At 75.0% G+C, this 12654-nt stretch carries 7 protein-coding genes and 1 pseudogene; 6 read left to right on the top strand and 2 right to left on the bottom strand.

What is annotated here, in order from left to right:
- The 3 genes and pseudogenes from ABD323_RS35310 to ABD323_RS35300 form a co-directional block, all read left to right on the top strand.
- Positions 1 to 482, top strand: a pseudogene (locus tag ABD323_RS35310) (hypothetical protein); the annotation flags it as partial.
- A gap of 159 nt (positions 483 to 641) precedes the next feature.
- A complete protein-coding gene (locus tag ABD323_RS35305; protein WP_344446175.1) occupies positions 642 to 2297 on the top strand; it encodes an alkaline phosphatase family protein in 1656 nt (551 codons plus the stop codon).
- Positions 2298 to 2425: 128 nt separating this feature from the next.
- Entirely contained in the window at positions 2426 to 4681 is a 2256-nt protein-coding gene (locus ABD323_RS35300) for an MMPL family transporter (RefSeq protein WP_344446174.1), read from the top strand.
- Positions 4682 to 4705: 24 nt separating this feature from the next.
- Here ABD323_RS35300 and ABD323_RS35295 read toward each other — a convergent pair whose 3' ends face one another.
- Positions 4706 to 7525 carry a helix-turn-helix transcriptional regulator gene (locus tag ABD323_RS35295; RefSeq protein WP_344446173.1) on the bottom strand — a complete coding sequence of 940 codons (2820 nt, stop codon included), beginning with the start codon at positions 7523 to 7525 and terminating at the stop codon, positions 4706 to 4708.
- A gap of 179 nt (positions 7526 to 7704) precedes the next feature.
- Here ABD323_RS35295 and ABD323_RS35290 point away from each other — a divergent pair, with 179 nt between their 5' ends.
- From ABD323_RS35290 to ABD323_RS35280, 3 genes are all read left to right on the top strand, one after another.
- Positions 7705 to 8073, top strand: a complete 369-nt coding sequence (locus ABD323_RS35290; protein WP_344446172.1) for a nuclear transport factor 2 family protein — start codon at positions 7705 to 7707, stop codon at positions 8071 to 8073.
- 100 nt (positions 8074 to 8173) lie between these two features.
- Complete coding sequence (locus tag ABD323_RS35285; RefSeq protein WP_344446171.1) at positions 8174 to 9637, top strand: MFS transporter; 1464 nt, start codon at positions 8174 to 8176, stop codon at positions 9635 to 9637.
- A 115-nt stretch (positions 9638 to 9752) separates the two neighbouring features.
- Positions 9753 to 11564, top strand: coding sequence for a S9 family peptidase (locus ABD323_RS35280; RefSeq protein ID WP_344446170.1), 1812 nt, complete (start codon positions 9753 to 9755; stop codon positions 11562 to 11564).
- Positions 11565 to 11666: 102 nt separating this feature from the next.
- Here the strand turns inward: ABD323_RS35280 and ABD323_RS35275 are convergent, their stop codons facing one another.
- Positions 11667 to 12458, bottom strand: coding sequence for an SURF1 family protein (locus tag ABD323_RS35275; RefSeq protein WP_344446169.1), 792 nt, complete (start codon positions 12456 to 12458; stop codon positions 11667 to 11669).
- Between the last annotated feature and the right edge of the window lie 196 nt (positions 12459 to 12654).

Here is a 12654-nt window from a genome sequence, read left to right as displayed (position 1 = left end):
GCGTCCTGCTGACCGGCTCGGTCCTGGCGGCACTGGTCTGCTGGCTGCTCGCGGTGGCGGTCTTCTGGCTGAACGCCGTGCCCGCGCTGCTGGGCGAGCGCCGCTCGCTCGCCGACCGGCTGGCCGGCACGGTGGTCGTCAGCGCCGCGCTGCCCCGCCCCGACTGGGCCGCACTGCAGCAGGGCGTGCAGCAGGGGCTGCACCAGGTCGCCCGGCAGGGCGCCCGGCAGGTCGCCTCCGTCCGCGCCCGGCACGGCGAACCGCCGTCCGTACCGGGCCCGTTCGCCGCCACCCCGGCACCGCCGCCACCGCCCGCGTACGGGTCGCCGTACGACCGACCGGCACCGCCACCGCCCGCGTACGGGTCGCCGTACGACCCGTCACCCGGCTACGGATCGTCCTACGACCCGCCCCCGCCCGGCCGTTCGCCCACCGGATCGCCCTACGACCCGCCGGCCCCGCCGCCACCCCCGTACGGCTGAGCGGTCACCGGGCGAGCGCCGGTGGGCGGAACCCGCGCCCAGCCTTCGTCGGCCGTTCACACCCCCGAGGTCCCCGCTTCGTGCGGCGGCACTACTCATGACGCGAGCACATCTCCCCCCGCGCCGTCCGCCGGCGCGCCTGCCCGCCCAGGAGAAGCCGTGAACCGACGTCACATCCGCCTCGCCGCCGTCCTCGCCGCCACCGGAACGCTGGCGGCGGGCTCCCTCGCCCAGGCGTACGCCGCCGACGCCGGCGCCCGTCACCGGGGCGGCGCCGCCCAGCACGTGCTGCTGATCTCGGTCGACGGCCTGCACCAGTCCGACCTCTCCTGGTACGTCGCCCAGCACCCGCAGTCGGCGCTCGCCCGGCTGGTCCGCGGCGGGGTGGAGTACACCGACGCCCGGACCACCACCCCCTCGGACTCCTTCCCCGGCATGGTCGCCCAGGCCACCGGCGGCGGCCCGGGCACCACCGGCGTCTACTACGACGACACCTACAACGCCGCGCTGCTCCCGGCCGGCACCACCGACTGCGCGAGCGCGCACCCCGGCGTCGAGGTGGACCTCACCGAGGACCTGGACCGCGACCAGAGCTCGATCGACGCCGGGCAGGGCCTGGCCGGCCTGCCGGGCAGCATCCTGTCGATGACCGGCCGCCCGCAGACCCTGCTGAACCCGGCCAAGCTGCCGGTCGACCCGGCCACCTGCCGGCCGGTCTACCCGCACTCCTACCTCCAGGTGAACACCATCTTCGAGGTGGCCCGGCAGGCCGGTCTGCGCACCGCCTGGTCCGACAAGCACGCGGCCTACGAGATCCTCGACGGGCCCTCGGGCACCGGCATCCAGGACCTCTTCACCCCGGAGATCAACAGCACCGCACTGGGCTACCCGGCCGGCGACGACTGGACCAAGGACAACAAGGCCACCCAGCAGTACGACGGCTACAAGGTGCAGGCCGTCCTCAACGAGATCGACGGCTTCGACCACGCCCGCACCCGGTACACCGGCACCCCGGCGCTCTTCGGCCTGAACTTCCAGTCCGTCTCGACGGCGCAGAAGCTGCCCGCCTCCGACGGTCTGCAGGGCGGCTACACGGCCAAGAACGTGCCCGGCCCGCTGCTGGCCCGGAGCCTGGACTACGTCGACGCCCAGATCGGCGCGCTCACCGCCGAGCTGCGCAAGCAGCACCTGGACGCCGGCACCACGATCGTGCTCTCCGCCAAGCACGGCCAGTCCCCCACCGACCCGACCGCGCTCACCCGGATCGACGACGGCCCGCTGCTGGACGGCCTGAACTCGGCCTGGAAGAAGCTGCACCCGGGCGCCGGTGACCTGGTGGCGCACGCGGTGGACGACGACGGCGTGCTGCTCTGGCTGAACGACCGCTCCGCGCAGGCGACCGAGTTCGCCCGCACGTACCTGCTCGCCCAGAGCGGGACCGGCACCGACATCAACGGCGCCCCGAAGGCCTACACCGCCGGCGGCCTGACCAAGGTCTACGCGGGCCGCGCCGCCGCCGACTACTTCGGCGTCGAGCCGGGCGACGCCCGGGTGCCGGACGTCTTCGGCCTCGCCCAGTACGGGGTGGTGTACACCGGCGGCAAGGGCAAGGTCGCCGAGCACGGCGGGGCGCACGCCGACGACCTGAACGTGCCCCTGGTGGTCACCGGTGCCGGCACCCCGCAGCACGTGCGCAGCTCCGCGCCGGTGCAGACCAAGCAGATCGCGCCGACCGTGCTGAACCTGCTGGGCCTGGACCCGCAGGACCTGCAGGCGGTCCGCGCCGAGCACACCCGGGTGCTGCCGGTGCGCTGAGGCACCCCGAGCCGCGCACCTACCCACATGGGCGTATGTCGGACGAATAGTGTGACATCGGCAAGGACGTACCGTCAGAAAAGCTGTCAAAAGCTGGACTTTCACATCGTCACTGCCGAGGAGCGCCCATGTCCGCGCCGGACGACCACCGCACCACCCCCCGGCCGCCGACGGCCCGCCCCGGCGGGCTCGAACGGCTGGGGCGGTGGTGCGCCCGCCACTGGGTGGTGGTGCTGGTCGCCTGGCTGATCGGCCTGGGCGTCCTGCACGGTCTGCAGAACGCCTACGGCGGCACCTACTCCGACGACTTCTCGCTGCCCGGCACCCAGTCGAACACCGGTGCCCAGGTGCTCGCCGCCAACGCCCCCGCCTCCGGGGGCAACAGCTCGCAGATCGTGCTGCACGACGACTCCCCACTGACCGGCTTCTCGACCCAGATCGGCCAGAGCGTCACCGCCCTGCAGCAGCTGCCGCACGTGCTGTCCGTGCAGAACCCGCTGCCCGCACCCGGCGCCCCGCCCACCGGGGCGCTCTCCGCCAACGGCACCATCGGCTACATCACCGTCCGCTTCGACGCCAACCCGAGCACCTACGGCACCGACTACCTGACCGGGGTGGACGACGCGGTGGCGCCGATGCGGGCGGCCGGCATGGAGGTCGAGTACGGCGGGCAGCTCGGCGAGGCGGCCCGGCCCGACACCAAGGACCTCACCAGCGAGGCGATCGGCTTCGCGGTCGCCATCGTGGTCCTGGTGATCGGCTTCGGCAGCCTGATCGCGGCCGGACTTCCGCTGGTCACCGCGCTGGTCGGGGTGATCGTCGGGCTGAGCTGCCTGAGCCTGCTGGCGATCGCCCTCACCTTCGCCACCGTCTCGCCCACCCTCGCCACCATGATCGGGATCGGCGTGGGCATCGACTACGCCCTCTTCCTGATCACCCGGCACCGACAACTGCTGATGGACGGCGTCGATCCGGTGACCGCGGCCGGCCGTTCGGTCTCCACCAGCGGGCGCGCGGTGATCGTCTCGGGCTGCACGGTGGCCATCGCGCTGGCCGGGCTCTCGGTCTCCCGGGTCAGCTTCATCGGCCTGCTCGGGGTCGCCGCCATGGTCACCGTGGCGACCGCGGTGCTCGGGGCGATCACCCTGGTGCCGGCCCTGCTGGGCCTGCTCGGCACCCGGATCGACCGCTTCACGCTGCGCGAACCGATCGCCGAGGGCCTCAGCGCGACCGCCACCGCCTCTGCCGCCTCAGGCGGTGGCGACGGCGAGCAGCCGCAGGCGCACGGCTTCTGGCACCGTTACGCCCTGCGGGTGGAGCGCCGGCCGTGGTGGTTCCTGGCCGGTGGACTGGTGGCGGTGGGGATCCTGGCGATCCCGCTCTTCTCGATCCGGCTCGGCCACATCGACGACGGCGCCGACCCCAGCAGCTTCACCGACCGCCGGGCCTTCGACCTGATCAGCGAGGGTTTCGGCCCCGGCGTCAACGGCCCGCTCACCATCGTGATCGACCAGAGCACGGTGCCCGCCGACCAGCGGGCCGCGCTCGCCGGCTCCCTCCAGCAGGCCCTGACGAACGTGCCCGGCGCGGCCAGCATCAGCCCGCTCCAGCCGACCTCGAACGGCAACGTGCTGATCGGCACCGCCATCTCCACCGGCCGCCCGCAGGACGCCGTCACCACCTCGCTCTTCAACCACCTCAAGGACGACCTGCTGCCGCAGGGCACCGCCGGCACCACGGCCACGCACTACCTGACCGGCACCACCGCCGGCCAGCTGGACTTCCTGGAGATCGTCTCCGCCCGACTGCCGCTGATCATCGCGGTGGTCGTCGGCCTGGCCTTCCTGATCATCCTGATGGTCTTCCGCGGCCTGCTGGTCGCGGTGAAGGCCGCGGTGCTCAACCTGCTGTCGATCGCCGCCTCCTACGGCGTGGTGGTGGCGGTCTTCCAGTGGGGCTGGGGCGGTCACGCGCTGGGCGTGAACGGCAACGTCCCGATCGAGAGCTACGTGCCGATGATGATGTTCGCCATCGTCTTCGGCCTGAGCATGGACTACGAGGTCTTCCTGCTCTCCCGGGTGCACGAGTCCTGGGTGCGCACCCACGACGCCGGCAACAGCGTGGCGCACGGGCTGGAGATCACCGCCCGGGTGATCACCTGTGCCGCGCTGATCATGGTCAGCGTCTTCGCCGCCTTCATCCTCAGCGACAACATCGTGGTCAAGATGCTCGGCCTCGGACTGGCCGTCAGCGTCCTGGTCGACGCCACCATCGTGCGGCTGCTGATGGTGCCCGCCGTGCTCACCCTGCTCGGCCCGCGCGCCTGGTGGGTGCCGCGCTGGCTGGACCGCATCATGCCGCGGATCAACGTCGAGGGCGACTAGGGCCGGCGGGTGCGCAACGGACCGTCACCCGCCGATCAGGTCGGCCAGTTCACCGCGTGAGGCGATCCCGAGCTTGGGATAGGCCTTGTAGAGGTGGTGGCCGACGGTACGGGGGCTGAGGAAGAGCTGGGCGGCGATCTCCCGGTTCGACAGCCCGCGCGCCGCCAGCCGCGCGATCTGCTCCTCCTGCGGCGTCAGACCCGCCAGCGGTCCGGCCTGCGCCGCGGTCGGCGCCGCCGCGCCGGCCGCGCCCAGCTCGGTGCGGGCCCGCTCGGCCCAGGGCGTGGCGCCGAGCCGCTCGAAGACCTCCAGGGCGGCCCGCAGCCGCGACCTGGCGTCCGTCTTGCGCCGGCCGCGGCGCAGCCACTCGCCGAACAGCAGGTTGGTGCGCGCCAGTTCGAAGGGCCGGTCGGCGCCCTCGTGCAACGCCAGGGCGGCCAGGTAGCCGGACTCGGCGAGCTCGACCGGGCCGAGCAGCGCCTGGCAGCGCAGCACCAGCGCCCGGGCCCAGGGCGGCGAGCCGATCCGCCGGGTCCACTCCTGGAACCGCTCGAAGGCCGGCTCGGCCCGCTGCGGCTCGCCGAGCCGGACCGCGGCCTCCACCAGGTCCGGCACCGAGCGGATCGTCGAGACGTGGTGCCGCGTGAATCCCGCGGTTTGCGGCACCAGCCGTTCCACCACCTCGGTCACCCGGCCCTGCCCGAGATCGTGCACGGCCAGCGCCCACTGGGTCCAGGAGGTGCCGGCGCCGGGGGCGCCCCAGGCCGTGGCGGCGTCCGCCAGCGACTGGCCGACCCGCTCGGCCAGCAGCTCGCCGTCCCCGCGCAGCGCGGCCAGGTAGGCGTCCAGGGCGGCGAGTTGGCTGACCCACTGGGGCTGACCGGTGTCCCGGGCCAGCACCAGGCCCTCGGCCACGGCGAGTTCGGCGTCCCGGTGGCGGCCGTGGAAGAGCTCGGCCTCGGCGAGGAAGAAGAGCAGGGTGGGCAGCGGACCGACCGCGCCGGCCGAGCGCGCCTCGGCGATCAGCTCGCCGGCCAGCCGGTACGTCTCGTCGTCGCGGCCGGTGACCAGGGTGGCGCCGCAGAGCTGGACCAGGTCGCGGGGGCCGTCGGCGCCCGCCTGCCGGGCCCGCCGCGCGCACTCCCGCACCGAGCGCGCCGCCGGATCGGAGCCCACCGCCCCGGCCGCTTCGGACACTTCGGATGCTCCGGATGTCTCGGCCGCTTCGGTGGCGGCCGGGGCGAAGACCGGCCCGATGCCCGCCAGCAGGTGCTCGACCAGCGGGGCGGTCGGGTCACCGGCCGGCAGCGTCAGGGCGGCCAGCCGCTCCAGCACCCCGACCACCTGCTCCTCCCCCAGGTACCAGGCGGTGTGGAAGGCCTGCAGCAACAGCCGGGCCCGCTCCGGCGCGCCGATCCCGCTGTCCGCGGCGCGGAGCAGCAGCCGGTGCGCCTCGGGGTGGGCCCCGCGCCGGAACTGCACGGTGGCCCGCACCCAGTCGAGCACCGCCCGGGTGAACGGGTCCCGGACCTGCTCGGCGGCGCGCAGCGCGAGCGCCACGGCCCGGTCCGCCTCAGCGGCGTCCAGCTCGCCCAGGGCCGTGAGCGTCAGGCAGCGGGCTGCGGCGGCCGGGTCGGGGGTGAGCCGGGCGGCGCGCTCGTAGGCGCTGGCGGCGCCGGCGTGCCCGCCGCGCGCCTCGGCCCGTCGGGCCACCCGCTCCAGGGCCTGGGCCAGTTCGGCGTCCTGCCCGGTGGTGGCGAGCGCCAGGTGCCAGCTGCCGCGATCGTGCCCGCCGCGCTCGCGCAGCACCGCGGCGAGCGCCCGGTGGACCGCCAACCGCTCGCCCAGCGGCGCCCGTTGCAGGATGGCGGCGCGCACCAGCGGGTGCCGCAACGCGCACCGGCCGTCCGCAAAGAGCAGCAGCAGGCCGGACTCCTCGGCCACCGGCAGGTGTTCGGCCCCCGCGCCCAGCGACTCGGCCGCGCGCAGCACGGTCGCCAGCTCGCCGGACTCCTCGGCCGCGGCCACCAGCAGCAGCGTCCGGGTGGCCGCGGGAAGCCGGCTGACCTGGCCGTGGAAGGCGAGTTGGAGCCGGCTGCCGAGTGGCAGGGCGCCGCCGGCGCCGGGCGCCTCGGCCGCGGAGGCGGCGGGCAGTTCGGTCAGCGCGAGCGGGTTGCCCTGCGCCTCGGCCAGCACCCGGTAGCGCAGGCCGGCGGTGGCCAGCCCGGGCGCGCCGGCGGCCAGCAACTCGGCCGCCGCGGACGGGTCCAGGCCGGTCAGCCGCCGCTCGAGCAGGCCGGGGGCGGGGAACGAACCCTCGCCGTCGCGGGCGGCGAAGAGCAGCACCACACCCTCGCGGTCCAGCCGCCGGGCGGCCAGCAGCAGCGCCTCGGCCGAGGCCCGGTCCAGCCACTGCGCGTCGTCGACCAGGCAGAGCAGCGGCCGCCCGTCGGCGAGTTCGGCCAGCAGGCCCAGGGTGGCCAGGCCCGCCAGCAGCCGGTCGGCGGGCGCGCCCTCGGTGGTCTCGGCCAGGCCGAAGGCGCTTTCCAGCGCCCGCCGTTGCGGCCCCGGCAGGGCGTCCAGGCGGTCCAGCGCGGAGCCCAGCAGCAGGCTCAGTCCGGCGAACGGCAGGTCCGCCTCGTACTCGACGCCGCAGACCCGGATCAGTCGCCAGTCACGGCCCGCCGCACCCGCCGCACCCACCCGCTCGGCCGCGTACTCCAGCAGCGCGCTCTTGCCGATCCCCGGCTCACCCCGCAGCACCAGCGCGCCGCTGCGGCCCCGCTGCGCCCCGTCGAGCAGCGCGTCGACGGCCGCCTGTTCCCCTGTCCGCCCGTACAGCATGCCTGGCAGCCTACCGAGCACCGTCGCGCGCCCGCCCGGGCCCCGGACCCGTCGACCGCGCCCTACCGGCGGGCGCCGTCGCGATTGCCTATGCGTGACCGATTCGGCCGCTCGCCGTCCTGCGTAACTTCGTGACCTGCCGGAGGAGTTCCGGCGAACGAACCAGCAAGGAGCAGGTCATGACGAACCTTCAGTCCCTGGTAGAGCAGTACCTGGCGATCTGGAACGAGACCGACCCCGCCGCCCGCCGCAAGCTGATCGACCAGGTCTGGGCCGAGGACGGCAGCTACACCGACCCGCTGGTCGAGGTGGTCGGCCGGGACGCGATCGACGCGACCGTCGGCGCCGTCCAGGGCCAGTTCCCCGGCCTGCTCTTCACCCTCGGCGCCGGGGGCGTGGACGCCCACCACCACCTGGCCCGCTTCACCTGGGACCTCGGCCCGGCCGGCGCGCCGGCGCTGGTGATCGGCTTCGACGTCCTGGTGGCCACCGCGGACGGTCGGATCGGCGCGGTGCACGGCTTCCTCGACCAGGTGCCGGCCGCCTGAAGCCGCCCGCCGCGGCGGGGCGCCGCGGACCCCGCGGCCCGGCGCCCCGCCACCCGCTTCCCTGTGTCCTTCCCCGTTCTCCCCCTTCCCGGAGCCGTCGATGAGCACCGCAGTCCGCCCGTCCCGTCCCTCACACCCCTCACGTCCCTCACGCCCCCCGCGCCCGGCCGGCGACGGCGCCGTGGCGGCACGCCCCGCCCGGGGTCTGCTGCCCGTGGTGCTGGTGGCGACCTTCATGACCACGCTCGACTTCTTCATCGTCAACGTGGCCATCCCCTCCCTCCAGGTCGAACTACGGGCCGGCCCCGCGGCCGTCCAGTGGGTGGTGGCCGGCTTCGGCCTCGCGCTCGCCGCCGCCCTGATCACCGCCGGCCGCCTCGGCGACCGCTTCGGCCGGCGCCGGATGTTCGCGCTCGGGCTGCTCTGCTTCACCGCCGCCTCGGCCGCCTGCGGCCTGGCGCCGAGCGCCGGGACGCTGATGGCCGCGCGGGTCGCCCAGGGCCTGGCCGCCGCGCTGATGGGTCCGCAGGTGCTGGCGATCCTGCGGACCTCGTTCGCCGGACCCGCGCAGGCCCGGGCGTTCGGGATGTACGGGCTGACGATGGGGATCGGCGCGGTGCTCGGCCAGCTGATCGGCGGCCTGCTGATCCGCGCCGACCTCTTCGACCTGGGCTGGCGGGCCTGCTTCCTGATCAACGTCCCGGTGGGTCTGGCCACCCTGGGCTTCGTGCGCCGGGCCGTCCCGGAGTCCCGCGCGCCGCACCGCACCGGCCTGGACCTGCCGGGCACCGTGCTGATCACCACCGCCCTGGTCGCGCTGGTGCTGCCGCTGATCCAGGGCCGGGCACAGGGCTGGCCGCTCTGGACCTGGCTCTGCCTGGCCGGCTCGGCCGTCCTGCTCGCGCTCTTCGCCGTGCACCAGCGGCGCCTCGCCGTCGACCCGGTGGTCGACCCCCGGCTGCTGCGCGCCCGCCCGTTCGCCGCCGGGATCCTGGCCCAGCTCGCCTTCAACTTCGGCCAGGGCTCGTTCTTCCTGGTGCTCGCGGTCTACCTGCAGCAGGGCCACGGAATGGACGCGCTCGGCTCGGGGCTGCTCTTCACCACGATCGGCGCCGGCTACCTGCTCACCTCCACCACCGCGCACCGCACCGCCGCCCGGCTGGGCCGGCAGACCATCGCGCTCGGCGCCCTGCTGATGGCCGCCGGGCTGGTGCTGCTGGCGCTCGCGGCGCACGGCACGGGCCCCGCGGACAGCGCCTGGGGACTGGCGCCCGGACTCTTCGTGGACGGGCTGGGGATGGGCCTGGTGATTGCCCCACTGACCGGCAGCGTGCTGGGCGGGGTCGCGCCGGAGCTGGTGGGCTCGGCCGCGGGCGTCCTGGCCACCGTCCAGCAGGTGGGCGGCGCCCTGGGGATCGCGCTGATCGGCAACCTGTTCTACGGCTCGCTCGACCCGGGCGCCGCGGCAGGCGGCTTCCCGCACGCCTTCGGGCTCTGCATGGCGGCCCTGGTCCTGCTCGAACTGCTGCTGGCCGCCCTGGTCCAGCTGCTCCCCCGCGGGTAGGTCGGTCGGCCGCGGGGCGGCGGGTGCGGGGCGGTGGGCGCGGCCGGGACAAGGGCTGTCAAAGAAAGCAGGCCCCTCTGCCCGAGCACCGGGCATCCGTGCCAGAGTGACTCGGATGAGTAGCGAGAAGAACGACGTGCCCGCCTGGGAGCAGCGCTTCCGGGCGGCACGCGTATCCCTTCCTGACTGGGCCGACGACGCCCCCGACCGTTCGCTGTACGTCTCGAACGCCACTGGCACGTACGAGGTGTACGCCTGGGACCGGGCCACCGGCACCCACCGGCAGGTCACCGACCGGCCGCACGGCACCACCGACGGGGCGCTCTCCCCCGACGGTGCCTGGGTCTGGTGGTTCGACGACACCGACGGCGACGAGTTCGGCATCTGGCGCCGCCAGCCCTTCGAGGGCGGACCGGACCAGGAGGCCGTGCCCGGCCTCGCCCCGTCCTACGAGGCCGGCCTGGCCCTGGGCCGGGACGGCACCGTGGTGCTCGGCCGCTCCACCGAGGAGGACGGCACCACGCTGCACCTGCTGCGGCCCGGCGCCGAGGCACCCGAGGAGATCTACCGGCACGCCGAGTACGGCGGGGTCGGCGACCTCTCCCACGACTGCGCGCTGCTGGCCGTCGACCACACCGAGCACGGCGACGCGATGCACACCGCGATCCGCGTGGTGCGCACCGCGGACGGCAGCACGGTGGCCGAACTGGACGAGGTGACGGGCCGCGCCGAGCCGCTCGGACTGGCCTGCCTGGGCTTCGCCCCGGTCCCCGGCGACAGCCGGCTGCTCGTCGCCCACCAGCGCAACAACCGCTGGGAGCCGATGCTCTGGGACCCGCTGACCGGCCTGGAGACCGAGCTGCCGCTGCGCACCGAGGACGGCCGCACGCTGCCCGGCGACGTCTCCGCCCAGTGGCGTCCCGACGCCAAGGCCCTGCTGGTGGAGCACGAGTTCGAGGCCCGTAGCGAGCTGTACTCCTACGACCTGGCCGACGGGCGGCTGACCCGCCTGGACACCCCGCGCGGCACGGTCTCCGACGCCACCGCCCGCCCGGACGGCACGGTCGAGTTCCTCTGGTCCTCGGCCGCCGAACCCTCCGTGGTGCGTTCCACCGCGGGCGGCGTGGTGCTGCGGGCACCCGGTGCGGTACCGCCGGGCTCGGTGCCGGTGGAGGACGTCTGGGTGGACGGCCCCGGAGGGCGGGTGCACGCGCTGGTGCAGCGCCCGGCCGGCGAGGGCCCCTTCCCCACCCTCTTCGAGGTGCACGGCGGCCCGACCCACCACGACAGCGACTCCTTCGCGGCCGGACCGGCCGCCTGGCTGGACCACGGCTTCGCGGTGGTCCGGGTCAACTACCGCGGCTCCACCGGCTACGGCCAGGCCTGGACGGACGCGCTGCGCGAGCGGGTCGGGCTGATCGAGCTGGAGGACATCGGCGCCGTGCGCGAGTGGGCGGTGCGCTCCGGCCTGGCCGACCCCGCGCGGCTGGTGCTCTCCGGCGGCTCCTGGGGCGGCTACCTGACCCTGCTGGGGCTGGGCATCCAGCCGGACGCCTGGTCGCTGGGCCTGGCCGCCGTCCCGGTCGCCGACTACCTCACCGCCTACGCGGACGAGATGGAGGCGCTGAAGTCGCTGGACCGCACGCTCTTCGGCGGCACGCCCGAGGAGGTCCCCGAGCGCTGGCACGCCTCCTCGCCGCTGACGTACGTGGAGCGGGTCAAGGTGCCGGTGTACATCAGCGCCGGGGTCAACGACCCGCGCTGCCCGATCCGGCAGATCGAGAACTTCGTGACGCGCCTGGAGGAGTTGGGCACGCCGCACGAGGTCTACCGCTACGACGCCGGGCACGGCTCGCTGGTGGTCGAGGAGCGGATCAAGCAGCTGCGCCTGGAGATCGACTTCGCCCGGCGGCACCTGGGGCTCTGAGGCCGCGGTCCGGCCGGCTCCCCGGGGCCGGCCGGTCGTCGGCGGCCGTCAGGGCATCGGCGCATGGCCGGTCTTCGGCGGCCGTCAGGGCTTCGGCGGCCGTCAGGTCAGGACCGGGTCCAGCCCCAGGGCCCGGTCCCGCGCGGCCTCGGCCTGCTGGCGGGCCAGCCGGAACCACATGAACCCGACGAACCCCGCGAAGACGAACCACTCCAGGGTGTAGCCGAGGTTCTGGAAGGCCCGGGCCGTCAGCCCGTCCCCGCCGGCCGGCTGTGCGGTCGGCACGGCGGTCAGCCCCGCCGGCACGTCGTCCGCGGCCACCCAGCCGTCGTAGGTGGGGTAGGGCAGCAGGTTGACCAGGGTGGCCGGGCTGATCGTGCCGAGCTGGCCGACCGGCAGGCCGCCGGCCACCGCGCCGTCACTGCCGCTGGTCTCGGGCGCCTGCAGCCGACCGGTGACGGTGACCTGCCCGGCGGGGGCGGCCGGTGGCGTTCCGGGGGCGCCCGCCGCCCAGCCGCGCACCACCGCGACCGCCCGGCCGTCGGCGGTGCGCAGCGGGGTGAGCACGTAGTAGCCCTGCCGGCCGTCCACCGTGCGGCCCGGAACCAGGAGTTGGTGCGCGCTGTCGTACGTGCCGGTGGCGCTCACTGGGTGGCCCACGGTGACGGTGCTGACCTGCGGGCTCGCCGCCGTCAGCACGGTGTCCAGCGGGCTCGCGCTGCCGGGCGCGGTCGTGGCGGTGGCGGCGGTTCGCGCGGCGGCGGCCTGGTGGCCACCGACCCGGTCCTCGAACCGGCCCAGCTGCCAGGACCCCAGCCAGAGGCAGGCCACGATGGCGGCCACCGCGAGGACGGTGCTGCCGAGCCAGCGCGGAGTCAGGAGGAACCGGTACACACCCACCACGCTAACCGCCGTTCCCGATGAACCCGCACCGGCCCCCCACCGGACACCCCGGCTGGGCCGCCGAGCCCGTCCCGGGCGACCCGCCCCGGAGGGGGTCACCGGGGACCGGGCGGGGTCACGGCCCCTGGGCGGGCTGCGGGAGGGGATCAGCACGTCGGTGGTGCGCCTGCTCAACGTGCTCCACGAG

Source organism: Kitasatospora nipponensis (assembly GCF_039528135.1).
GTDB lineage: Bacteria > Actinomycetota > Actinomycetes > Streptomycetales > Streptomycetaceae > Kitasatospora > Kitasatospora nipponensis.
This window is presented reverse-complemented; position numbering and strand designations above follow the sequence as displayed.

Excerpts from the sequence above, each read along its gene's own strand:
- ABD323_RS35285 (WP_344446171.1), top strand. The coding sequence starts at position 8,174 with ATGAGCACCGCAGTCCGCCCGTCCCGTCCCTCACACCCCTCACGTCCC.
- ABD323_RS35290 (WP_344446172.1), top strand. The coding sequence starts at position 7,705 with ATGACGAACCTTCAGTCCCTGGTAGAGCAGTACCTGGCGATCTGGAAC.
- ABD323_RS35280 (WP_344446170.1), top strand. The coding sequence starts at position 9,753 with ATGAGTAGCGAGAAGAACGACGTGCCCGCCTGGGAGCAGCGCTTCCGG.
- ABD323_RS35295 (WP_344446173.1), bottom strand. The coding sequence starts at position 7,525 with ATGCTGTACGGGCGGACAGGGGAACAGGCGGCCGTCGACGCGCTGCTC.
- ABD323_RS35300 (WP_344446174.1), top strand. The coding sequence starts at position 2,426 with ATGTCCGCGCCGGACGACCACCGCACCACCCCCCGGCCGCCGACGGCC.